This is a genomic window from Frigoribacterium sp. Leaf8 (assembly GCF_001421165.1).
Classification (GTDB): Bacteria; Actinomycetota; Actinomycetes; order Actinomycetales; family Microbacteriaceae; genus Frigoribacterium.
Map to the genome: position 1 here is coordinate 1 of NZ_LMKB01000003.1, position 22,814 is coordinate 22,814.

The 22,814-nt window shown below is 67.5% G+C and carries 24 protein-coding genes; 10 read left to right on the top strand and 14 right to left on the bottom strand.

All coding sequences use genetic code 11. From position 1 onward, the window contains the following. Positions 1-155: 155 nt before the first annotated feature. Complete coding sequence (locus ASL10_RS03985; protein WP_157485254.1) at positions 156-1,007, top strand: hypothetical protein; 852 nt, start codon at positions 156-158, stop codon at positions 1,005-1,007. 435 nt (positions 1,008-1,442) lie between these two features. Beyond that, positions 1,443-1,868, top strand: a complete 426-nt coding sequence (locus ASL10_RS03990) for a hypothetical protein (protein ID WP_056044661.1) — start codon at positions 1,443-1,445, stop codon at positions 1,866-1,868. Positions 1,869-1,911: 43 nt separating this feature from the next. Here the strand turns inward: ASL10_RS03990 and ASL10_RS03995 are convergent, their stop codons facing one another. From ASL10_RS03995 to ASL10_RS04015, 5 genes are all read right to left on the bottom strand, one after another. Next, entirely contained in the window at positions 1,912-2,418 is a 507-nt protein-coding gene (locus tag ASL10_RS03995; protein WP_056044664.1) for a DUF805 domain-containing protein, read from the bottom strand. Positions 2,419-2,544: 126 nt separating this feature from the next. Further along, positions 2,545-3,108 (bottom strand): hypothetical protein, encoded by a 564-nt coding sequence (locus tag ASL10_RS04000; protein ID WP_056044666.1) that lies wholly within the window; start codon positions 3,106-3,108, stop codon positions 2,545-2,547. After that, positions 3,108-3,677 (bottom strand): recombinase family protein, encoded by a 570-nt coding sequence (locus tag ASL10_RS04005; protein WP_056044668.1) that lies wholly within the window; start codon positions 3,675-3,677, stop codon positions 3,108-3,110. The genes ASL10_RS04000 and ASL10_RS04005 overlap by 1 nt, the downstream gene beginning before the upstream one ends. A gap of 223 nt (positions 3,678-3,900) precedes the next feature. Beyond that, positions 3,901-4,518 carry a hypothetical protein gene (locus ASL10_RS04010; RefSeq protein WP_157485256.1) on the bottom strand — a complete coding sequence of 206 codons (618 nt, stop codon included), beginning with the start codon at positions 4,516-4,518 and terminating at the stop codon, positions 3,901-3,903. Further along, positions 4,515-5,276, bottom strand: a complete 762-nt coding sequence (locus tag ASL10_RS04015; protein WP_082460168.1) for a DUF4238 domain-containing protein — start codon at positions 5,274-5,276, stop codon at positions 4,515-4,517. The genes ASL10_RS04010 and ASL10_RS04015 overlap by 4 nt, the downstream gene beginning before the upstream one ends. Positions 5,277-5,720: 444 nt before the next feature. Between ASL10_RS04015 and ASL10_RS15480 the strand changes: the two genes are divergently transcribed. Then, positions 5,721-6,602 (top strand): TIR domain-containing protein, encoded by an 882-nt coding sequence (locus ASL10_RS15480; RefSeq protein WP_082460169.1) that lies wholly within the window; start codon positions 5,721-5,723, stop codon positions 6,600-6,602. Between the two features lie 576 nt (positions 6,603-7,178). Here ASL10_RS15480 and ASL10_RS04020 read toward each other — a convergent pair. Continuing rightward, positions 7,179-7,778, bottom strand: a complete 600-nt coding sequence (locus tag ASL10_RS04020) for a recombinase family protein (RefSeq protein WP_056044674.1) — start codon at positions 7,776-7,778, stop codon at positions 7,179-7,181. A gap of 247 nt (positions 7,779-8,025) precedes the next feature. Here ASL10_RS04020 and ASL10_RS04025 point away from each other — a divergent pair, with 247 nt between their 5' ends. Continuing rightward, positions 8,026-8,514, top strand: a complete 489-nt coding sequence (locus ASL10_RS04025; RefSeq protein WP_056044676.1) for a DUF805 domain-containing protein — start codon at positions 8,026-8,028, stop codon at positions 8,512-8,514. A gap of 74 nt (positions 8,515-8,588) precedes the next feature. Here the strand turns inward: ASL10_RS04025 and ASL10_RS15485 are convergent, their stop codons facing one another. From ASL10_RS15485 to ASL10_RS04045, 3 genes are all read right to left on the bottom strand, one after another. Continuing rightward, positions 8,589-9,299, bottom strand: coding sequence for a zf-HC2 domain-containing protein (locus ASL10_RS15485; protein ID WP_082460170.1), 711 nt, complete (start codon positions 9,297-9,299; stop codon positions 8,589-8,591). Further along, positions 9,296-9,802 carry a sigma-70 family RNA polymerase sigma factor gene (locus tag ASL10_RS15490; RefSeq protein ID WP_082460175.1) on the bottom strand — a complete coding sequence of 169 codons (507 nt, stop codon included), beginning with the start codon at positions 9,800-9,802 and terminating at the stop codon, positions 9,296-9,298. Before ASL10_RS15490 ends, ASL10_RS15485 begins: the two co-directional genes overlap by 4 nt. 298 nt (positions 9,803-10,100) lie before the next feature. Then, positions 10,101-10,607, bottom strand: coding sequence for a hypothetical protein (locus ASL10_RS04045; RefSeq protein ID WP_162234593.1), 507 nt, complete (start codon positions 10,605-10,607; stop codon positions 10,101-10,103). A 351-nt stretch (positions 10,608-10,958) separates the two neighbouring features. On the opposite strand from ASL10_RS04045, the gene ASL10_RS04050 reads away from it, so the two are divergent. From ASL10_RS04050 to ASL10_RS04060, 3 genes are all read left to right on the top strand, one after another. Continuing rightward, positions 10,959-11,468, top strand: coding sequence for a hypothetical protein (locus ASL10_RS04050; protein ID WP_056044687.1), 510 nt, complete (start codon positions 10,959-10,961; stop codon positions 11,466-11,468). A gap of 108 nt (positions 11,469-11,576) precedes the next feature. Then, complete coding sequence (locus ASL10_RS04055; RefSeq protein ID WP_056044689.1) at positions 11,577-12,161, top strand: DUF305 domain-containing protein; 585 nt, start codon at positions 11,577-11,579, stop codon at positions 12,159-12,161. A gap of 101 nt (positions 12,162-12,262) precedes the next feature. Beyond that, on the top strand, positions 12,263-13,459 hold the full coding sequence (locus tag ASL10_RS04060; RefSeq protein ID WP_199736295.1) for a permease: 1,197 nt from the start codon (positions 12,263-12,265) through the stop codon (positions 13,457-13,459). A gap of 229 nt (positions 13,460-13,688) precedes the next feature. Here ASL10_RS04060 and ASL10_RS04065 read toward each other — a convergent pair whose 3' ends face one another. Next, a complete protein-coding gene (locus ASL10_RS04065; protein ID WP_056044690.1) occupies positions 13,689-14,732 on the bottom strand; it encodes an NAD(P)-dependent alcohol dehydrogenase in 1,044 nt (347 codons plus the stop codon). Positions 14,733-14,886: 154 nt separating this feature from the next. Here ASL10_RS04065 and ASL10_RS04070 point away from each other — a divergent pair, with 154 nt between their 5' ends. Further along, positions 14,887-15,573, top strand: coding sequence for a hypothetical protein (locus ASL10_RS04070; protein ID WP_056044693.1), 687 nt, complete (start codon positions 14,887-14,889; stop codon positions 15,571-15,573). Between the two features lie 195 nt (positions 15,574-15,768). Beyond that, positions 15,769-16,929: an adenosine deaminase gene (locus ASL10_RS04075; RefSeq protein ID WP_082460171.1), complete on the top strand. Its 1,161-nt coding sequence runs from the start codon at positions 15,769-15,771 to the stop codon at positions 16,927-16,929. Between the two features lie 185 nt (positions 16,930-17,114). Here ASL10_RS04075 and ASL10_RS04080 read toward each other — a convergent pair whose 3' ends face one another. Beyond that, positions 17,115-18,368 (bottom strand): M23 family metallopeptidase, encoded by a 1,254-nt coding sequence (locus ASL10_RS04080; RefSeq protein ID WP_157485258.1) that lies wholly within the window; start codon positions 18,366-18,368, stop codon positions 17,115-17,117. Between the two features lie 296 nt (positions 18,369-18,664). On the opposite strand from ASL10_RS04080, the gene ASL10_RS04085 reads away from it, so the two are divergent. Beyond that, positions 18,665-19,051, top strand: a complete 387-nt coding sequence (locus tag ASL10_RS04085; protein WP_056044696.1) for a PLD nuclease N-terminal domain-containing protein — start codon at positions 18,665-18,667, stop codon at positions 19,049-19,051. A gap of 82 nt (positions 19,052-19,133) precedes the next feature. Here ASL10_RS04085 and ASL10_RS04090 read toward each other — a convergent pair whose 3' ends face one another. The 3 genes from ASL10_RS04090 to ASL10_RS04100 form a co-directional block, all read right to left on the bottom strand. Continuing rightward, positions 19,134-20,825, bottom strand: coding sequence for a glycoside hydrolase family 13 protein (locus ASL10_RS04090; RefSeq protein WP_056044697.1), 1,692 nt, complete (start codon positions 20,823-20,825; stop codon positions 19,134-19,136). Between the two features lie 76 nt (positions 20,826-20,901). Then, complete coding sequence (locus tag ASL10_RS04095) at positions 20,902-21,828, bottom strand: carbohydrate ABC transporter permease (RefSeq protein WP_056044699.1); 927 nt, start codon at positions 21,826-21,828, stop codon at positions 20,902-20,904. Next, on the bottom strand, positions 21,828-22,766 hold the full coding sequence (locus tag ASL10_RS04100) for a carbohydrate ABC transporter permease (RefSeq protein WP_082460176.1): 939 nt from the start codon (positions 22,764-22,766) through the stop codon (positions 21,828-21,830). The genes ASL10_RS04095 and ASL10_RS04100 overlap by 1 nt, the downstream gene beginning before the upstream one ends. Between the last annotated feature and the right edge of the window lie 48 nt (positions 22,767-22,814).

Here is a 22,814-nt window from a genome sequence, read left to right on the forward strand (position 1 = left end):
TGGGCGCTGTCCGTCCCGCCGACACCCGACGCAGAGATCGAGGTGGTTCCTCGGTAGAGGATCCCCTTTCGGACGAGCCCTGAGGCTTGAACACGCTCAGAAAGTCGCTCGGAGCGGCCAGCCGGCCGGCAAATAACGCTGGCTAGGGTGAGCGCATGCGTACATGGGATTTTTATCGTCCAGGTGAGGAGGTGGTGTCTAACGCCTGGGGCTCGGAGGTGACGCAACAGTCCGCGATAGATGTGGATCTCCTCGAGGGACTGTTGGACGGCCCGAACCCGGCGCACGGAGACATCGAGATCGCGGTGCCGTTAGCTCGAGTCGTACACGACGAGTACGAGGCCTATGGCACCCATGGGTCGCCGCTGAGCAATGACGATTCGCGCCTACTTCTCCGTGCGCTAAAGGCGGTCCTCGAGCGCCTTGGCATTGACACCTTCGATCCGCCGTTCCGGGACTACGAGACGTTCCGCAAGTACTGGCGGGCAAATGACGGTCACGGCAGCTGGCAGGCCAGACGCGACATGCTCCACGACAAATTCGACACGCTCCACGAGATGCTCGACGCTCGTGAGACAGATTCGCTTGCCGGTGCGCTGGCCGATCCCATCTCGCCGCGGAAGGCCACCGGCTGGCAACGCGTGGACGAGGAGCTGAACGAGATGCGGCGACACTTCCAGGCTGCTCGAACAGAGCAGGACTATTCAAACGTTGGGAACGACGCCGTGGCCGCACTCGAGGCGCTCTCTTCGGCCTCATACGAGCACACCCGCCACGGCGAACCTGGCACCGATGAACCGCCGGTGCCCAACACAAAGTCCCGCCTTGGCCGCGTGGTCGAGGTCGAGCTACCTGGGTCCGAGAACGCCGAGCTGCGCAAAGTCGTCCGCGCGGCAATCGAGCTCGCGCAGGCTACGAAGCACCGCAGGAACGGTGATCGGCGCTCGGCAGGAATGGCGGCTGACGCGGTCCTGCTCGTTGTGAATCTGGTTCGCCGACTTCGGTGATCTCCAGCCGGGTCCTCGTCCCCGTAGTCGATCCCCTATCGGGCCCCGCCCTTCCGCCTCGACCACGCTGTCGAAGTTCGCTAACTTCAGACATCACTTACTTCTCGGAGGCGCCGTGCTCTCGATCGTCATCGCCCCAGTGGCCCTCATCATCGTGCTGGCCCTGCTCGGGATGGCCATCCTCGGGACTGCCAGAACCAGTCCTACCCAGAAGCGCCAGGATGCTGAGGCGAGAGAGCGTCGGCAGGCCCGTGCAGATCGAGGGAGGACAGGTGACGCGACCGCGAACACCGCTACGACCTTGGGCTCTCCAGGCGACGAGGCGGTCCGCTAGCCGATCCCCTATCGGGCGCCGTGGAGGAGCCTGGTCGGCGCTCGCCCACGTCGACGGATAGACAGATAGGAAATGAGCGTTCCATCCAGCATCCTGTTCTCATGACCACACGGACGGAGGCTGACAGCAGCGTCGTGCTCTGGCGGCCCACGGGCCCGGAGGAACTCGAGCTCGTCGAGGCGAGTGGCTGGTCGCTGTGGCCCCCGAGACTGCCGGATCAGCCAATCTTCTACCCGGTGTTGAACGTGGACTACGCTGCGCGCATCGCCCGAGACTGGAATGTGAGGGCCTCGGGCGTTGGCCATGTCACTCGGTTCTCGGTGCGTCGAAGCTTCCTCGAGGGCTTCGATGTCCAGCAGGTGGGTGGGCGAAGCATCCTTGAGTACTGGATCCCGGCGGAACGCCTCGACGAACTCAACGCGAATCTCGTGGGGCCCATCACGCTCGTCAGCACGTTCCGTCGCGATGACGCCGACGGCGAGATCAAAGAGTTCCGCGAGGAGTCGCCCGCCCGTAATGCGCCGTGAGGAAGTGCCCGGGGAGCGGCCGTCTATTGGGACGACGGGCGACTCATCGCACCGCCTGTGCCCTATCGACTGAAGGCAGGGCGAGAAGGACCGCGAGCACGGCGTTGCCTAGCGGCACGGCAGCCAGGAGTACCCACCACCCCGATCTGCCGGTGTCGTGCAGGCGTCGAACGCTGATCGCGATCCAGGGCATGAGTGACGCGAGCGCTAAGACGGTGAAGATGCCCAAGGCGATCTGTGCTCCGAGCGGCAGGATAGAGAGGAGGTAGCCCCACACTGGAAACGGGTTGAAGGCTTCGAGGGCTTGCTCGACCTGGAGCGGCGGTGCGGCTAGGCCTGACGGGTCCGTGAGCAACGTCAGCACACCTGCCCCGAAGGCGATGTTGGCGACGAGGCTGATGAGGAACCACCACAATGCCCAGAACCAGAACTCGGCCCGAGCTGCCTTACCTCGGAAGATGGCGTAGCCTCGCCAAAACCTGACGAAGGAAGCACCGAAGGTCGCCTGATGCCACGGCGTGCCTACGGGTGGCTGGGCAACAGAGTCCATGGGCCCTTTCTACCGACATCGACTACTGAGCGCCCTGCCCAGCGCCAGGGGTCGCGTAGCCGGATCGGTTACTGCGACATGCCCATCTCGCGCTTCTGTCCTCTGCGCCTGCCCGGTCTTCTGGCGCTACTCATGCAAGGGCCCGGGCACGGCGAGCAAGTCGGCGGCCTCGGTGGCCATGAGATCCGCCCTCTCTTCTGGTGGTAGCTCGTCGACACGGCTCATGATCAGCAAGGCCTCGACCCCAGGCACCCACGTGTCATCCCTGAATCTGGAACTGAATCCTCGCAAGGCTTCCGAAAGCTGCAGAAGCCTGTTGTTGCGGCCAGCGATCAAGCGCAGACTCTCGACAACCAGAGCACGCCGGCCCCCCTCGTCATCGTCGGTGGCCAACCCTAGATCGGTCCCGATCGCGAGGAGGTATCGAAGGTTCTCGCTGGGAGGCAGGCTCTTGGACTCTCCAGCGAGAAGGCGAATGTTCAAGCTGTCATGGCTCGCCATCAGCCAAGCGACGGCAAGCTCAGGGCCGCACCATTCATCGGCGTCTCGTGTGAGCGCGACGAGCAGCAGGATCGCGATCACGTCCCGATCGGTCACCTCAGATTCCACAAATCCGCCATGGTCGACAACAGCGTCGTCTTCCGCGACCAACGGTCTCGTTCTCGCCTTGCCCGGCTTGAGGAACCACATCAGGGCTGCTCCCCTCGTTGAACCGCACGATAGACAGTCGAGCGGGCCACGCCGAAGAGCTCAGCGATCTCGCTCGTCGTGTGGGCGCCGGTGCGGTGGAGCTGCACGAGGTGCTTCTCCTGCGAGGGGGTGAGCTTGGGCTTGCGGCCGCGGAGCTTGCCGGCGGCCTTGGCGATCGCCATGCCCTCGCGGGTGCGGGCACGGATCAGGTCGGCTTCGAACTCGGCCACCATGCCGAGGACGTTGAACAGGAGCCGGCCAACAGGGTCGGTGGGGTCGTAGACCGCTCCCCCGAGGTTCAGCGCGACGCCCTTCTTGGTCAGCTCGTCCGCGATGGCTGTCGCGTCGCGCAGTGAGCGGGCGAGGCGGTCGAGCTTGGTGACGACCAGGACGTCGCCGGCACGGCACGCAGCTAAAGCTTCGCGGAGTCCGGGCCGCGCTCGAGTCGTGCCCGAGAGGCCGTGGTCAACATGGACGTGTTGCTCGTCAACGCCAAGTACTGCAAGACCGTCACGTTGTGCTGCGAGATCCTGCCCCGAGGTCGAGACGCGGGCGTATCCGATGAGCATTCGACGACTGTAGCGTTCAGACCCCCGTCACCGGGCATTTTTGCGGGACAGGCATACGCGAATCCGCAGGCCAGGCGCCACTTGACCTCAACCGGCCCTGGACAGCTCTAGAAGGTGTCCCGATGAACGACCGACTAACGGACGCCCGTGGTGCGGCCCAAGCGGTCCGTTTGCGGAAGGCAATGCCTCTCCCCGCTAATGCGAAGGGTCGGCTCCGTTTTGGCTACTTGCCGCGCATGCGGTCTATCTCCGCCTGCACCACGTAGTCCTCGGCCATGTCGTCCAGCAGCCCCTTCAGGCGGTCGGAGAGCTCGCGGGATAAAAGACGTAGCGCGTCGACGTCGACGAGCGCGAACAGCGGCCCGCCAGGATTCCAGGACTGCACAGACAGACCGCCAATCCTTTTGAGGCCCGTCTGGCGCCGGTCAATGGGATCCGTCACCGCGGTTCCGGTGTCGTCGAACAGTGCGCTGTCTAGGTGCTCGAGCGCGTCGCGCAGAGATTTGAGGAAGGGGACCTCCTCCGGCGGCTCTTCGCCGAGCTCCCGCGCAAGGCGGCGGAGCCACCGCTGCGCCTGATACCCCGTCCACACGACAGATGCGTTGGCCGCCCACATTCGCCGGAACGAGAGTGCGACGGCATCCTCAGACGGACTCCAGTCCTCCATGCGGCCGAAGGCACGATCATCCTCGACCAGTCGCGTGCTCGCCGATATCGCAGCCGGCAACTCGTCGGCGAGTCGTTCGGTCCATGTCCGCGCGAACAGCAGGACGTAATCGCTGGCCGCGGAGCCCGTAGAAAGGTTTCCACTGAGGCTCCCCGAAAGCATGCGGTTGCTCAATCTGCGGAGGCGAGTTCTGGGTCGTCGGCCAGTACCGCCTCCACTTCGTCAACGGGGACGAGGATGCCCTTCCGCAGCGACCCCGGCCGACCAACTAGCCACCGTCGACTCTTGCTCGCAACGAGCGGATTTAGAGCCACCGGACCGTCGAACGGCTTCCCGATTAGGAGAAGTTGCGTCGGTGAAAGCGGGAACGCGACTGTGCACACCTCGGCACCCTCGGTCTCCCGAAACAGCAGGACGGCCCCGTCACCAGTGACGAACTCACCAGGAAGAATCTGCCACCCCCACGATTCGAGGCCGAGCGCTTTCAAGCGGATGACGTCTTCCATCGACTGAGAGAGCAGGAGCCGGTCTGCGACGTTAAACTCCACGTCCTCCGTCGTCCCGTCCGTTTTCAGAAGGACGGCCGGCGTGCGGACTTCCGTTTGATCGGCGTAGCGCCCACGGTCGAGGTGCATGTCGAGGAATGCCATCAAGGCGGCCACGGTCTCGTCGTCCATTGTGGGGTCCTCACCCCGGAGCTTGGCGATGGCCTGCATCCCCTTGCTCTCAATCACGGCGTATTCCTGCTCGAGATCGCGAGTCAGCACGTTCGGTTCGTACGCGAAACTGCGGACCGTGGCGTTGTTCACCGATGACGCATAGCCGTGCTTACGGCCCATGTCGATGACGTCCACTCGGTTGCGCCCGTCCGCCCACGCGCGGATGTAAGCCTTGGTCAACATGTGCGCGCGGCGCACCTCTTCTCGAGCCATGCTCGCACCCTACGGTCTGCGGACGTTCCTAGCTACAGCCTTTAGAACCGATCATCACGGCAAGCAAGCATGCCCGCGCAATCGGGTCAGTGCTGGGCTTCAGCAAGCCCCTAGAAAAGGCGTCCGCCGGCCGTTCCTGCGCACCTTCGACACTCTCCATGCAGCTGCGGCCCGGACGGTCAGCACGAGGCGGAGATCCGCGTGCTGATCGAGCGCAGCTCGCCGGAGCCAGAAACGTGGCCTGGGACGGTTTAGTCGCCGGGGCTCGATGCGATACTGCCACCGTTCCAGTCGTAGGCCCCCCTCGGAACTGTAGTGGCGCAGCTCGTCGCAGTAAGCAACCGACTAAAGGGCAATTGAGTAGCAGCGCGCCAAACGAACACTTCGCCGCACAAGTGTCTTTACGCGTCTCGCAATGTCCGTGGCACGCGTTAGTCTCCGACCATGCCAACAAAGGTGTTCGTTGTCCATGGTCGGAACCTGGCCGCCCGGGACGCAATGTTTTCGTTTCTTCGTTCTCTCTCCCTGCAGCCCATCGAGTGGGACCAGGCGATCGCGGCGACGGGGCAGGGGTCGCCGTACGTAGGCCAGGTGCTCGATACAGCATTCGAGCAGGGCCAAGCTGTCGTCGTCCTCCTGACTCCAGACGATGTCGCCTACTTGCGGTCTGAGTACGCGCACGGCGATGCGGACCCCGAGGCAGAGCCCACCGGCCAAGCGCGGCCGAACGTTCTTTTTGAGGCCGGCATGGCGATGGGGCGTAATCCTGAGCGGACCATTTTGGTCGAGCTTGGGTCGCTGCGCCCCTTCAGCGATGTAGCAGGACGCCATGTTCTGCGCCTCTCGAACGAGGCTCCATCCCGCAAATCCTTGGCAGAGCGCCTTCGGACTGCTGGTCTCGATGTCGATATGACAGGTTCGTCTTGGTTCAAGGAAGGTAATTTCGCTGCGCCCCCGGCTCCGGGCGGTGCATACCCCATGGGAAAACGCCTCCCGTCGACTGAGCGCCGCGGTGCCCACGTCGACGGACGTTGGCACACAGGCAGTGGAAACAAGCTGGACGATGTGCGCCTCACGAATAACGGTGCCGTTCCGTTGTTTGATGTGGAGCTTCATGTCCCGGACGAGCTCGAGGGCCACATTCAGCTGCAAGACAGTGGCCCTTTGAAGAAGCTTCCCGTCGGGAAAACTTTCACAGTCCGCGCCTGGACTACCAACAAGACGATGGGCCCATCGGGACCTGCGCAGTTCGAATTGCCAGTGAGTGCCCGCTTGGAAGATGGCACCGCATTCCTTCAGGACGTCTACTTCGACACGGTGGGTTGAGGATGAACATCGAATACGAACTGCCTCTCGACGCTGATGGATATCTCCGGCGCGAGTGCCCGAACTGCGAGCAAGAATTCAAGTGGCACCACGGACAAACCGAGAATGCGCCAGACGGATTCGTTTACGAGGACATCTACTGGTGTCCGCGGTGTGGGCGATCCGCTGCTCCGGACCAGTGGTTCACACAGGCCCAGGTTGAGCACCAAGAAGCCGTTGTCGCCGCAGCGGCGCCTGAAGCAGTAGCCGACATGCTCGCCTCCGCTTTCAAGAGCTCTCGGAAGAGTGGAATTACGTTCACCCGCAACGGGACCCACCACGCTCCGTTGCCACCTGACCCTCTAGTCGAGCCAGACGATATGGTCATCGTCGCTCCACCTTGCCACCCATGGGAACCCGTCAAGGTACCCGAGGATGCGGCGGTCCCACACCACTGTCTCCTATGCGGTGCCGGGTTCGCCGTGTAGAGCATCCCAACTGTTTCGGCGCTACCTGCGAGCGTCGCCTCGTGTTGCCGCCTGCCTTTCAAAGGCTCGGGGGGCGACGCGCCCGTCGCCCTGTAACGCGTGGGCCGCCCTACTCCCCCACCGGACCTACCGCAAGAGTCCGAGCAAGAGCCCGGTAGAGAGTCGTCCGGTCGATCTGGAAATCCCGGGCCACCTTGGCCTTTGGAACCCCGGACTCGATCAGCCGGCGCGCGTCCACCAGCTGCTCGGCGGTGAGCTTCTGTGCACGGCCCTTGTACTTGCCGGCCGCCTGCGCGAGACGAATGCCTTCCCGCTGCCGCTCACGAATCAGGGTCCGCTCGAACTCCGCGAACGCCCCCAGCAGGTTCAGCATCAGCCGGCCGATCGCATCGTCTGTGTCACGGCTGTAGGTCTGCTGCTCCTTGACGAAGACCACTGAGGCGCCCTTGCCCGTGAACTCGTCCACGATCTCGCGAAGATCCCCTAGCGACCGGGCCAGCCGGTCCATCGACGCAACCTTCACGACATCGCCCTCGCGGACATACCGGATGCAGTCCGTGAGTGCGACCCGGTCCGATCGAGACCCACCCGACACCGTCTCGTCGAAGACCCTGTCGACGTCGCCGACGGCCTCGAGCTGCCGGCCAAGGTTCTGATCGACCGAGCTCACCCGGACATACGCCACTACCTGCGTTTTGTGCCGCACCATTCCTAGACCCTGACACACACCTGTTGCGAAGGGTTCAAAGCACGCCCTAACGCCACGCGCGTCGTCTTGTCTACGGACTGTTGCACTGGGGTATACCTCAGAAAGACATTCTCGTGCGGTAGTTAGAGCCTGCGAGACTGCTCACCGGGATGGCCGGGACGCCACTAATTGTCGGCAGCGTTGCCAAGCTCAATTTCAAGCACCTCTAGGCCCTCCCTGACCGTGTTGGACTGGACGGAGGAATGACGTGAGCCTGCCTGACCCCATCGGCTACGGAATGCACGAACAAGACCCCCTCGGCACGATCCCGCTTCGTTTGCCGCACTACGGAGCCTCGCTCCCCGTCGCGACGAGCCGGTTCTTCCGCAAATACGCCACGTTCTCCGGCCGTGCCGGCCGAGCCGAATTCTGGTGGTGGGGACTCATCAACGTGGCCTTCAGCCTCGCCATGGGCCTACTCGGCGCCGCCCTGACCGGTGACGCCACCTACATCTACAACCAACCCGTCACTTGGGACGCACCCAACGTCCTGACAACGCTTTTCGGTCTCGCAACCTTGGTCCCGTCCCTCGCCGTGACCTGGCGCCGACTCCATGACGCCGACCTCAGCGGAGGCTGGTTCTTCCTGGCCCTCATCCCCATCCTTGGATGGGCCGCGCTGATCGTCATGCTCGCGCTCCCAAGCCGAGCCTCAGGCATCCGGTTCGACCAGACCAACTACCTCGAACACCCCTAGCAATCACACGGGGACGGCCGCGCAACCACCGCCCGGTCAACGACCGTCTAACGGGCGTCTCGTTCGCGAGGTACTCAGGTGTCTAGCCGAGCCAACGCGACCGTGGATCCCTTCAAGCGGATTTCTACACTCGCGATCTTCAGGCTGGGAATGGCTGTCGACGCAGACAGATCTGCGGCACGCGAGCCGGCTGCGTCCCACGTCGCGACGGTGAGCGTGGTGTTGTCCGTTTGTGTGACCACGAGCTCGTATCCGGAGTTGTCTGGCGCGTCCGCGCCGTAGTCGCAGTTCCAATCGAGCCTCGTGCCCCAAGATTTCTCCTCGATCTGCAGACCCGCAGTAAGGGTGGTGGAGTCGGTTCCGGGGTCCATTGGCTGGAACGTCATCTGGGCCGTCGCTGGGCCGACGTCGTTTCTTGCGCCTACGGCGAGCCCCCCGAAGACGGCGGCAGCAACAGCAGCGGCAACTGCGAGAGCCATGACTCCTCGGCGGCGGCGTTGACTCTTGCGGACGCGGTGGGCCATCAGCGACAACGTTTCTGATGGCGCCGGAGTGTCGTCCGAACCCAGAGGTGAATGGATGGCAAGGGCCTCTTCCGGCGAGATCTGGCTCAGGATGCCTGGGAGACCCGCAAGTTCCGTCACCGCTTCACGGCAGTTGGCGCAGGTACTGAGGTGCTGCTCGTATTCGCGACGTTCATCGGTGGGGAGCGCTCCGAGGACGTAGGACGCGTCCCAGTCCTGGTAACGGTCCTCGTGAGCTTGGTGATCGGGATGCTCAGTCATCGTGTGACGCCCCTTTCTTGGAGGGCTAGCCTCAGCCCGCGCAACCCGTAGTGGAGCCGCGATTTCGCGGTTCCTTCTGGGATGCCAAGCCGTCTCGAAATTTCAGGAATGCTCTGACCAGCGAAGTACGCACAGACGACGACTTGACGGTGCTGGTCGGAGAGCGACGCCAGCGCGTCCGCAACCATGATGCTGTCCAGGACCGCATCAGTGCGATCGAGAGCAGCGCCTTCTCCCTCGCCAGGGGCTGCCACTTCTCGTCGACTCCGGGCAGATCGTGCGTCGTCGATGACGAGGCGCCGAGCGACGGTGAACAGCCACGCTTGAGCAGCATCCTTGTCGAGCTCCAGCACCTTGGGACGCTGCCATGCTCTCAGCATCGTCTCCTGAACGATGTCCTCGGTCAGCGCCGCGTTCCGAGTGAGGCTGTGTGTGTAACGGCGAAGCGCCCCGCCGTGGCACTCGAACAATGCCGACAAGAGCTCGTCACTGGCTCGGGTCATGACCTTCACCGCCTCGCGCCGGTGAAGTCCGGCCAGTGCCTGATCCAGGACCGCCTTTCATCGTGCCTGTAGCGAGCGCAACGGGAAACGCCGATGCGCACCAGCGGTCGAACCTCATGCCATCGACATGGCCAGGACATGGGTTCACCGTCTGAGCGGAAGGAGTCGACGCATTCGCACCCACTGTCTCTGCTTTCATGTCGATGAGCACTGCCTTGTGGCTCCTTTGCTCGGGTGGGGTCGTGGAGCTGCGAGGGCCTGCAACCCGGAGAGTTCTGTCCGGCAGGCACGCGCGCGATCAGGACGCTGGGGTTGCTGAGCCCTCAGTGCCTGCTTCCATGTTGATCGTGCCGTCCGGCTGGAGGACGTACCAGGCATCCTTCACGCCCTGTCCGTTGACCTGTCCCGGTTCGGTGTCCTTCGCGAACCGGTACACCGGCCAGCCGTCGACGGTCAGCTGGGTTGTCCCGTCCGTGCGGGTGAGGGAACCGATCTCGCCCGTGATGCCGTCTGGGGAGGACGTGTCGGAGGCTTCGACTGCCGGCCAGGTCATGGCGCATTCGTCGTAGCAGTTGCTGGTGCCCGAGTCCTGCTCGTCCATCTTGAACGTGTAGATCGTGTACCCGGCGTCGTCGGTGATGATTTCGCCCAAGGGAGACGTTGCGGTGCCGAGGACTGCCGCTGCCGCGGTGGTCTCGGCGGGGGCCGGCTCGGTGGAGTCGGTCGTCGTGGATGATTCGGCAGATGTGGCGCACCCGGAGAGAGCGGCCGCGGCCAAGACGGCCGTCGTGAGCGTGATGGTCATTCGCTTGTGCATATTTCCTCCTGCTGGTACGCCGGCCCAGGTAGCCCGCTTACTACGAACACGACGCAGCTCATCCAGGAGTTCATCCGCGGCCGAAAAAGGCCGAAAAAGATCGGCGGTCGCAGGCAGCCGTCCTCACTCCCGGCGAAACGGGTGGCAGACGCGGGTGACGACCCTGTACCAAGGGCACCGCTGTCACACATCCGTCGTTCTTGGGATCGGCTAGTGAATGTCCCTCTGGCACGGCACGGTCGCGCGATGCCTACCCTGTGCTGATCGATCGGCTGGCCGCCCGAGACAGCGCATACCCCCAGGGGGTACAGTTCGATTCGGTCGACCTCGCAACGGAACGTGCTTCCGCTGCAGCCCGACGATCCCCCACCCCTCGTCCTGATCGAAGAATCGATGCTCGCCACCACCGCCTCCCCGCGTCGCCGGCTGCTGTTGCAGGTCACGGCGACGCTGGCGTTGCTGCTGCTGGTCGGGTTCACGGTCCTGATGCACACGATGGCCGGCCACACCGACGGCCACGAGCACCCGATGGCAGCTCCCGCCGCCACCACCGAGCACGTCCATGCCGTCGGAAACCGCCACGGGGAGCATGCCGCTCCCGCGGCCGCGGTGCTGACGGTCCTCACCGACGCCGGCTGCGACAGCGGCCTGTGCGCGCTGATGTGCTCGCTGATGGGGATGGCGTGCGCGCTGACGATCGCCCTGTTCGCATGGGCGCTACTGCGCGCACGGACCGGCGGTGTCATCGCGCTGCTGTCGCGACTGCTTGCGCTGGCTGACCGGCTGCCGCGCCACATCGCAGCACCGAAACCACCGTCACTGACGGCACTGCAGATCATCCGCATCTGATCCGCCCCCTGCGGGACCACACCGCCGCAGGGCGGCTCCCGCATGCCCAGAACCGGGAGGCATCCGCCTGCCCGGACCAGCTGACGCATCCACGGGAATGGACCTTCCATGCACACCACCACGACCACGCGCACCCTCGCGATCGCCGCCTCGCTCACCCTCGGCCTGACCCTCGCGAGCTGCTCCACGAACGACAGCAGCTCCGACGCGGGCTCGTCCGCCTCGTCGAGCTCGGCCGCGTCGGCGCACGACGACCAGGACGTGATGTTCGCGCAGATGATGCTGCCGCACCACGAGCAGGCCGTCGAGATGAGCGACGCGCTCCTCGCCAAGGGCGACGGTGTCGACCCCGACGTCGCCACCCTGGCGGAGCAGATCAAGGCCGAGCAGGGTCCGGAGATCATTCAGCTCGCCAGCTGGCTGCAGGGCTGGGGTGAGCCCACGGAGTCGGGGCACTCCATGTCCGGGATGATGTCCGATTCCGACATGACCGACCTCGACCAGGCATCCGCAAAGGACGCCGGAAAGCTGTTCCTGCAGCAGATGGTCCAGCACCACGAGGGCGCCGTCGACATGGCCAGGAGCGAAGTCGACAAGGGCATGAACACCGACGCGGTCGCGATGGCGAAGTCGATCGTGTCGAGCCAGACCGAGCAGATCACGCAGATGAAGGACATGCTCGCGTCCACGTGACACCAGTCGAGGGTCGAGGCGGGCAACGCAGTCCGCCTCGGCCCGAGACCGGTTCTTCCCCCCTTTGTGACCACCCTGTCGCTGCAGAACATGCCCGCGACGTGAAGAAGCAGGTGTACGTGTTCGTGATCAACGCAGTCGGTGACGCCCTGGTAGCAGCCGGCTCGATGGGGTGGGAGATCCTCTGGCCCCTCATCCTCGGCTTCACTCTCTCCGGCGTCATCCAAGCCGTCGTCCGCACCGACCAGATCACCAAGCTCATGCGCGACGACTCCCCCCGAGCGATCAGCGTCGCAACCGGCCTGGGCGCACTGTCCTCGTCCTGCTCCTACGCCGCCGTCGCCCTCGCACGGACGCTCTTCCGCAAGGGCGCGAGCCTGTCGTCGGCCATGGCGTTCGAGGTCGCCTCCACGAACCTCGTCGTCGAGCTCGGCTTGATCCTCGCGTTCGTCATGGGCTGGCAGTTCACCGCAGCGGAGTTCGTCGGTGGACCACTGATGATCATCCTCATCGCCCTCGGGTTCCGGCTCTGGATGCGCGGGAAGATCGTCGACGCCGCCCGCGAACAGGCCGACAAGGGACTCGCCGGCGCGATGGAGGGCCATGCAGCCATGGACATGTCCGTGCAGGGCGACCAGGGCTTCTGGCGGCGACTGTTCTCGAGGCCCGGGCTCACGAGCGTGTCGCAGTACTTCGTCATGGACTGGGCATCCGTCATCCGCGACATCGTCATCGGGCTACTCATCGCCGGCGCCTTCGACGCCTGGGTCCCGAAGGCGTGGCTGCAAGCACTGTTCCTCGATGGACACCCGACGCTCGCGTTCCTGATCGACCCGCTCATCGGGCCGATCCTGGCGATGGTGAGCTTCGTCTGCTCCGTCGGCAACGTCCCCCTCGCAGCGGTCCTCTGGAACGGTGGGATCAGCTTCGGCGGTGTGATCAGCTTCATCTTCGCCGACCTGATCATCATCCCGATCATCATCATCTACCGGAAGTACTACGGCTGGAGAGCAGCCCTCCGCATCACCGGGATCTTCTACGGCGCCATGGTCCTCGCCGGCTACGCCGTCGAACTGCTCTTCACCCCGCTGCACCTCGTCCCCACGAACCGGCACCTCACCATCGTGACGACCTCGATCAGCTGGAACTACACCACCTGGCTCAACATCGTGTTCCTGCTCGTCGCGGCGTTCCTGCTCGTCGTCTTCACCCGCAGCGGCTCATGGCCCATGCTCCGCATGATGGGTGACCACCCCGATGCCCACGACCAGGCACACGCCGAGCACGGCAAGCCCTGACCCGACCGGCCACGCCGACAGGGCGAGCTAGGCCACACAGCATCGTCGAAATCACGCCACACAGCGTTCCCAGCCACAACGTGTCGACGCTCACTCCTGCGGTGCTCGCCGGCGCCAGGACCCCGTTCCCCGTCGCGACGACGGGGTCAGGTGCGGCCGATCGGCCGCCGCGACCTGCAGGAGGCGCGGTGCGCGGAATCCGGCACCGCGCCTCCTCGGGGTGGTCGCGTCAGGGGACGATGACGGCCCGGCCGCGGACGGTGCCGGCGGCGAGGGCCTCGTAGGCCTTCGGGCCGTCGTCGAGCGAGTAGCGCTGCGTCGCGACCTCGACCTGACGGGCACGGGCGAGGTCGAGGACCTCGATCAGTTCGCTGCGGCTGCCCCAGTAGGGGATGCGCACGGCGACGTCGTAGCCGATCGTGCCGAAGCCGAGCTCGACGGTGCCGCCACCGATGCCGACGATGGTCACGTCGGCGTCCGCCGCGGCGACCGCGACCGCCGTGGCCATGGTCGGCTTCGCCCCGACGAAGTCGAAGACGGCCTGGACGCCGAGGCCTCCGGTGATCTCGCGGATCGCGTCGGCGGCGTGCTCGTCGCTGATCACCGTGTGGTGCGCACCGACGTGCTTCGCCAGCTCGAGCTTCTCGTCGGTGACGTCGAGCGCGATGATCTGCGCACCCGAGAGCGCCCGCAGGATCTGGATGCCGACGTGCCCGAGGCCTCCGGTGCCGATGACGACGGCGTAGGTGCCGGCGCCGAGCTTCGGCAGCGAGGTCTTGATCGCGTGGTACGGCGTGAGGCCGGCGTCGGTGAGCGACACGTTCTCGACCGGGTCGAGGTCGCCGAGCGGCACCAGGTGGCGGGGGTCGTCGACGATCATGTACTCGGCCATCGACCCGGGAGCGCCGAGCCCGGGAGGCTTGATGCCCTCGGCGGCGGCGTTGACGCAGTAGTTCTCCTTGCCCTGGGCGCACTGGTGGCAACGGCCACAACCCCACGGGCCGTAGACGGCGACCGCGTCACCGACCTGCAGGTGCTCGACGCCCTCGCCGAGCTCGGCCACGATGCCGGCGCCCTCGTGCCCGAGCGTGAGCGGCAGCGGGTAGCCCTGCGCCGTGTAGTCCTCTTCACCGAGGCTCATGACGTACTCGTCGGAGTGGCAGACACCGGCCGCCGTGACCTTCAGCAGCACCTGCCCGGGGCCGGGTGACGGCTTCTCGATCTCGACGACTTCGGGGGGCTGACCTACCTGGGCGTACTGGAGTGCCTTCATGGGCCGCAGGCTACGCCCGACCGCTGGAGAACGCACGACAGGTGTCGCGTTACTGGAGGCGTCGGGGCGCGGTCGGGGTCGTGCCGCCGGCGGTGTCGGGGCGTGGTGGTGGCGGTGACCGACGGTGACGGTGGTCGGCCCTACGATCGACGGCATGGCACACCTGCACCGGGCCGGCATGAGCCCCTCCAAGATCGACCTGCTCGACGCCTGGGTGCCGACCCAGCCGTGGTTCGAGGGCCCACCCCGGTCCGAGGGCACGGCCGACGAGGGCCTGCGCAGCGTCGCGGCCTTCCGCTTCGACGACCCGGCGGGCGAGGTCGGCGTCGAGACGATCATCGTCGCCACGCCCGACGGCGTGCAGTTGCAGGTGCCCCTCACGTATCGCGACGCTCCCCTGGCCGGTGCCGACGACCACCTCGTCGGGACGACCGAGCACTCGGTTCTCGGCACGCGGTGGGTCTACGACGGCACGGCCGACCCGGTCTGGGCCGCGGCCCTCGCGACGGCCGTGCTGACCGGCGGCACCCAGGCCGAGGCCTGGTTCGAGGTCGACGGCGAGCGACAGGTCCGCGAGCCGAACTCGACCGTCGTCGGCAGCGGCACCCCGGGCACCCCCGTGCCCGACGTCGACCGCCTCACCGTCGACCAGGTCGAGGGCCGGACGGTCGTCACCGGCGCGGCGGTCCGCATCGTCGTCGCCCGCGTCCTCGGTCGACACGACGCCGGCGCCCTCGCCTCGACCGGCGGCCACAGCGGCGACCACGGGGTCGAGGTCCTCACCGGCACGTGGACCGGGCACGACCAGCCCGAGACGCTCGCCGTCGTGCTCACGGCATAGCCACCTGCAGGAGGCGCGGTGTGCGGTCGTCGCGCACCGCGCCTCCTCGACGTCCGGGCAGGAGGCGCGGGTGGCGTCCTCGACGAACCGCCCCGCGCCTCCTCGTCTCGTCCCCAGACGGTCGCCGGGTGACGGGACGGTGAACGATCGTGCACGGGGCTTCGTCGGGAGGCACGCTGCCGCTACGGTGGCCCGATGACGGCGATCGACACCTCCCCGACGACCGCGGCCCCCGCGCCCGGCACGCCCCTCACGGGCACGACCCCGACGAGCAGCGACCACCTTCGGTCGCCCCTGTCGGGCACCAGCTCCTCGGGTACGGATTTCTCGGGTTCGCCCCTCTCGGGCACCGTGCTCGCGACGCCGCCCACGGCCGAGCTGCACCTGCACGTCGAGGGCACGCTCGAACCCGAGCTCGTCTTCGCCCTCGCCGACCGCAACGACGTCGACCTGCCCTTCGCCTCGGTCGACAGGCTGCGCGCGGCGTACTCCTTCGGCTCGCTGCAGGAGTTCCTCGACCTCTACTACGCGTGCACGGCCGTGCTGCAGACCGCACAGGACTTCCACGACCTCGCCTGGGCCTACCTCGAACGCGCCCACGCCCAAGGGCTGCGTCACGTCGAGATGTTCTTCGACCCCCAGGCGCACACCTCTCGCGACGTCGACGTCGACGAGGTCATCGACGGGCTGACCCAGGCACTCGGCGAGGCACGCGAGCGGTTCGGCATCACGGGCGGGCTCATCCTCTGCTTCCTGCGGCACCTGCCGGTGGGCGACGCGGCCGCGACCCTCGAGTCCGTCGCGCACCGCGCCTCCGACCTGATCGGGGTGGGGCTCGACTCCTCCGAGGTGGGGTTCCCGCCCGCCGCGTTCGCCCGCGTCTTCGACCGTGCCCGCGCGCTCGGGCTGCACGTCGTCGCCCACGCCGGCGAAGAAGGCCCGCCGTCGTACGTCACGGACGCCCTCGACCTGCTGCACGTCGAACGCGTCGACCACGGGGTGCGCAGCCTCGAGGACGACGCCCTCGTCGCCCGCCTCGTCGCCGACCGGGTGCCGCTCACCGTCTGCCCACTGTCGAACCTGCGGCTCGCGGTGGTGTCCGACCTGGCCGAGCACCCGCTGCCCCGCATGCTCGAGGCCGGGCTGCTCGTCACCGTCAACAGCGACGACCCCGCCTACTTCGGCGGCTACGTCGGCGACAACTACGAGGCGCTGCGCGACGTGCTCGGGCTGGACGACGACATGCTCGCCCTGCTGGCGACGAACTCGGTCGAGGCGTCGTTCGCCGACGCCGGCCGCAAGGCCGAACTCACCGCCGAGGTGCAGGCCTGGCGCGAGGCACGTCGCGCGGCCTGAGGCTCGCTGCGTGAAGCGCGGGGCCTGAGGCGCGGGGCCTGAGACACCGGGCACGGGGTGGGTGGGCGCCGACGCACGCGAGGGCGGGCGAGTTCGTGCAGGACGGGCCGTTCCGATGGACCGGTGTCGACGAACCGGACGGACGGAGGTACCGTGCGTTCCGGTCGGTCAGGCGTCGCTGTTGGCTAGAGCGTGCGGCCGGCGTTGGCCTCGAGCCAGGCCTTGGGGTCGACCTGCGTCGTGCCGCCGAGCAGCACCTCGAAGTGCAGGTGCTCGCCGGTCGCGACACCACTGCGGCCGACCTTGCCGACCAGCTCGCCCACCTGGACCGTCTGCCCGGCGACCAGCGGGCTCGAACCGATCTGCATGTGCGCGTACAGGGTGCTGACGCGCTGCCCGTCGATCACGTGGTCGATCACGGCGTACTGACCGAACTGGCCGTGCATGCCAGACGTGCGCACCACGCCCGCGGCCGCGGCACCGATGGGGGTGCCGCCGCCGGGCGTCATGTCGAGGCCCATGTGCATGCTCGAGCACGCCGCGCACGGAGCCGCACGGGGACCGAAGCCCGAGCTGAGGACGACCGAGCCCGGGAACGGCCAGCGGATGTCACCGATGCCCGAGTTGACGATGGTGCCGGCCCCCGAGGAGGCGCGGTAGGAGTTCGTCGACCCCGCGACGTTCTTCGAGGTGACGACGGGCTCGGGCTCGGGTGGCGGAGGCGGCGGCGGCGGTGCGTCGGTCACCCCGAAGGCGTCGCGGTCGGACACGGTCAGCACCACGAGCGACGCCGCGAGGGTCTGGGTCGGCATCGGCGCGGCACCGGCGGTCGGGATGTTCGACCCACCCAGGTCGCTCGCCGAGGCGGGGGTGAGGTTCGACGTGAAGAAGAGCATGACGGCGCAGACGCCGAGCACGGGCAAGGTCGCCGCACGGACGCGCGACGAGACGGCCCGAAGCCGCGAACGGCCGGGGGTCGCCCGAGGGCTCGGGTTCGGGCGGCCGGCCTCTCGGGTCCGACGGAGCACGGCCGGCACGGAGGGGCGCGGTCGGCGCGCGACACGGGTCGCGGGTGCCGCCTCGGTGGCCGTCGCACCCACTTCCGAACCATGCACCCGGTTGCTCGTGGGTGCATCGTTCGACACCGGGTTCATCGCCGGGCTGGTCGCAGGAGCAGCGGAGGACGGTGCGGAGACGGGCGCAGCAGGAGCGGCGGCAGCGACCGGAGCAGTCGGAGGCGCAGCGGACGACGGGGCGGAGACGGGCGCAGCGGACGACGGGGCAAAGGCAGAACCAGCGTCGGCAGCGGCGGCAGCGGCGCGCTCGAGGGCGCGGGCCTCGCGGCGGGTCAGCGGCACGGCGGCACCGGGCGTCTGCTCGACGGGCGAGGTCGGCTCGGCCGGCACCGCGGTCTCGCGGGTGTTCGAGGGGTCGGTCATGAGCGCTTCCTGGGACGGACGGCGCGTCGACTCACGGTTCTCCTCGATGGGGCGGACCGACCCACCTTACGATCAGAGCCGCCCGCTGACCAGGGGTGGAGGCGAATTTTCAGGAGCTGCACCCTTCGTGGTCGACCGGCACCGCACCTCCTGACCGGGGTCGCTCGCCGTGATGCGGGTGACGCTACCGACCGTCCGGAGGGCCCGTCACACCCAGAACGCGGCACAGGCGGGGGTGCGGTCACCCCTCCTCGCGGGGCTTCCGCCGGGCAGGCGGCACCCCCTACCCTCGGGCCGTGACCTTCGTGCTGGCTGCCCTGCCCCTCCTGCTGATCGTGGGGGCGCTCGTCGACATCGTCACGCGTCCCGACGGTGACGTGCGACACCTGCCCAAGGGCCTGTGGATCATGATCGTGCTGTTCCTGCCGCTGATCGGCAGCATCGTCTGGTTCGCCGCGGGCCGCGAGTACGGCAGCCGCGTCGAGCAGATCGGACCCCGCGACCAGAGCCGATACCACGAGGCCGCGGCCCGCACGCTCGACCACCGCGTCCGCAGCACCGAGCAGCAGCTCGCCGACCTCGACCGCGAGGCCGAGCACTACGAGCGGCTCGCCCGTCTGGCGAAGCTCGAGGCCGAGGTCGAGCAGCGCCGCTCCACGGCCGGCGACGACGTCCCCGCCTGACCGGCCCCGCTCCTCCCGGCCGGCGGCGGCCGACGTCAGCCGCGCGGCCAGGCCGACAACAGCCGCGCAGCCCAGGCCGCCGTCAGCCGCGCAGCCAGGCCGCCGTCTCGCCCGGCAGCTGCCCGGCATCCGTCAGCGGCCCGCTCGCGACCAGCACCTCGCCCGAGCCCAGTCCGAGCGTGGCCAGGTCGACGGGCTCGGTGCCGAACACGCACACCACGTGCCATCCGCCGGGGCGGACGAGGTGCAACACGTCGTCGCGGCCGTCGACGGGCAGCCAGTCGAGCGTCTCGTCGGTCTGCAGGTCGCGCCGCGCGGCGAGGGCCGCCCGGTAGAGCGCGAGCGTCGACGTCGCGTCGGCTTCCTCGGCCTCGACCGAGTACTCGCCGAACCACGTGGGCTGCGGCAGGTGCGCCTCGCCCGGGCCGAAGCCGAACGACGGGCCCGACCGGGTCCAGGGCAGCGGCACGCGGCAGCCGTCCCGACCGATGTCGACGCCGGGGTTGCGGAAGAACGACGGGTCCTGGCGCTCGTCGGCGGGGATGTCGGCGACCTCGGGCAGCCCGAGCTCCTCACCCTGGTAGACGTAGGCGGAACCGGGCAGGCCGAGCATGAACAGCGACGCGGCACGGGCCCGACGCAGGCCGGTCTCGACGTCGACCTCGGGCGAGGTGCCGCCCGAGAGCAGCCACTCGGCGCCCTGCTTGACGTCGCGACCGTCGAGGGCGGGCAGGCCGTACCGGGTCGCGTGACGGACGACGTCGTGGTTCGAGAACACCCAGGTCGTGGACGAGCCCGAGGCCTCGGCGGCGTCGAGGTTGTACGTGATGATGTCGTGGAACTGCGTGGCGTCGAAGTCGGCCTCGAGCAGGTCGAAGTTGAACGCCTGGCCCAGGCCCTCGGCGCTGGCGTAGCGGGCACGGCGCGACGGCTCGACCCAGGCCTCGGCCACGGCGATGCGCGGCGGGTCGTACTCGTCGAAGACCTCACGCCACGTGGCGTAGATCTCGTGCACCTCGTCGCGGTCCCAGAGCGGGTGGTCGCCGTCGGCCTTGGGCAGCGCCTCGAGCTCGGCCGTGGACGGCAGCACCTCGGGCAGGCTCTTCGCCAGCCCGTGCGCCACGTCGACCCGGAAGCCGTCGACGCCGCGGTCCGACCAGAAGCGCAGCGTGGTCAGGAAGTCCTCGCGCACCTCCGGGTTGTCCCAGTCCCAGTCGGGCTGCTCGCTCGCGAACGAGTGCAGGTACCACTGGCCGTCGGCGACGCGGGTCCAGGCCGGGCCGCCGAAGATCGACGTCCAGTCCGAGGGCGGCAGCTCGCCGGTCTCGCCGAGACCGTCGCGGAAGATGTAGCGCGCCCGGGCGGGCGATCCGGCGGGAGCGGCCAGCGCCTCCTGGAACCAGACGTGCCGGTCGGACGAGTGGTTCGGCACGAGGTCGGCGATCACCCGGATGCCGACCGCGTGCAGCGCGTCGATCATCTCGTCGAACTGCGCGAGCGTGCCGATCTTGGGGTCGACGTCGCGGTAGTCGTCGACGTCGTACCCGCCGTCGGCGAGGGCCGACGGATAGAACGGGCTGAGCCAGACCGCGTCGACGCCCAGCCGCTGCAGGTAGGGCACCGCCGCCGTGATGCCGGGCAGGTCCCCGATGCCGTCGCCGTTCGAGTCGGCGAAGCTGCGGGGGTAGATCTGGTAGACCGCCGCCTGGCGCCACCAGGTCGGGTCGTCGGTCAGCAGCTCGGTCGAGGGTGCGGTGCGGAGCGTGTCGGTCATCGTGGAGCGAGGTCCTCTCGGGGGTGGTGGGTTGCCTTGGGGGTCAGGAGGCGCGGGTCGCGTCCCCGACGGACGCCTACTTGATCGCGCCCTGCGTCACGCCCGCCATCACCCAGCGCTGGGTGAAGAGGTAGACGACGATCGCCGGGGCCATCGCCATGAGGTACGAGGCGAAGGCGACGTTGTAGTCGTTGCTGAACTGCGTCTGGAAGATCTGTTGCAGCACGGGCAGGGTCTGCAGCGACGGGTCGGCGGTGATCAGCGACGGCATCGCGAAGTCGTTCCACGAGGCCAGGAAGGCGAAGATGCCGACCGTGGCGCTCATCGGGGCGAGCAGCGGGAAGACCAGGCGCCAGAAGACCTGCCAGGTGGTGGCGCCGTCGAGCCGCGCGCTCTCCTCCAGCTCTTCGGGCAACGACCGGAGGAACGCCGTGAACAGCAGGATCGAGAACGACAGCTGGAACATGACGTGCAGCAGCGCGACGCCGGCGGGGTTGTCGAGGCCGACGATGCCGGTCAACTTGATCTGCGACAGCGCGACGACCGGGAACGGCAGGAACATCGCGGCCAGCAGGTAGAAGAACGAGAAGCGGAACAGCTTGCGGTCCCAGTTGCGCGAGATCGCGTACGACGCCATCGAGGCGAGCACGACCGTGCCGACCACGGTCGCGGCCGTGACGAGGGTCGAGATGCCGAACGCCCGCGGGAAGTCGGTCAGCTGCCAGGCGGTCGCGAAGTTCGAGAAGTCGATCGGTGCCGGCAGGCTGAACGCGTTGCCGTCGACGGCCTGCGCCGACGTCTTGAGCGACATCGTGACGGTGACGTAGATCGGGATCAGCACGGTGATCGTGCCGAGCACCAGCAGCACGGTGACGAGGCGGTTCGGGCGTTCCCGACCGACGCGACCGCGTCGACGACGGGTGACGGCGTCGGCGTCGCGACCCGTGCCTCCTGGGGTGGGGGCCGCCGAGGCGGCCGGGGTGACGAGTGCGGTGTTCGCCATCAGACGGCCGCCTTTCCGCGGGTGATCCGGAGTTGGACGAGCGCGATCGCGACGGCGATCACGAAGAAGATGGTCGCGTTGGCCATCTGGTAGGCGTAGTCGCCGCCGGTGAAGCCCGTGAAGATCGTCATCGCGATGCTGCGGGTCGACGTGCCGGGGCCGCCGTTCGTCAGGCCGACGATGATGTCGTACGAGTTCAGGAAGTTCTTGAAGCCGATGATCGTGTTGATCAGGACGTAGCCCGCCACGAGCGGCAGCGTGATCGACCGCAGCTGCTTCCAGCCCGAGGCGCCGTCGAGGCTGCTCGCCTCGTACACCTCGCCGGGGATCGCGAGCAGGCCCGCGATGTAGATCAGCAGCGTGCTCGGGATCGCCTGCCACGCGGTCACGACGACGATGCCGATCCAGGCGGTGTCGGCGTTCGCGAGGATGCTGTCCTGCAGCCCGGGGATGCCGAGCGAGGCGCCGAGGGCCGGCAACGAGTTCGAGAAGAGGAACTGGAAGACGAAGGCGATGATGATGCCCGAGATGACCATGGGGATCACGAAGACGGCCCGCAGCGCGGTCTTCGCCTTGATCTGCGAGGTCAGGCCGATCGCCAACAGCAGGGCGATCACGTTGACGGCGATCACCGTGACCAGCGCGAAGCCCATCGTGAAGCCGTACGAGCCGAGGATCGCCGGGTCGGTCGCCATCGCGAGGTAGTTGGTGACGCCGACCATGTCGAACTCGCCGAAGCCGATCGAGTTCGTGAAGCTGTAGAACACGCCCATCACGGCCGGCAGGGTGATCGCCAGCGAGAAGAGGACGAGCGTCGGCACGAGGAAGAAGTAGAAGACCGGGTCGACGCGCCTGCCGCGGCGCCGCGGGTTGCCGGTCGTGCTGCCGCTCAGCGAGGTGCGGGCGCCTCGCGCGGCCGTGGGGGTGGTGGTGGCCATCGGGTCTCCTTCGACTTGGGCGGTGGTCGGGGTGGCCGGGGCCGTGGT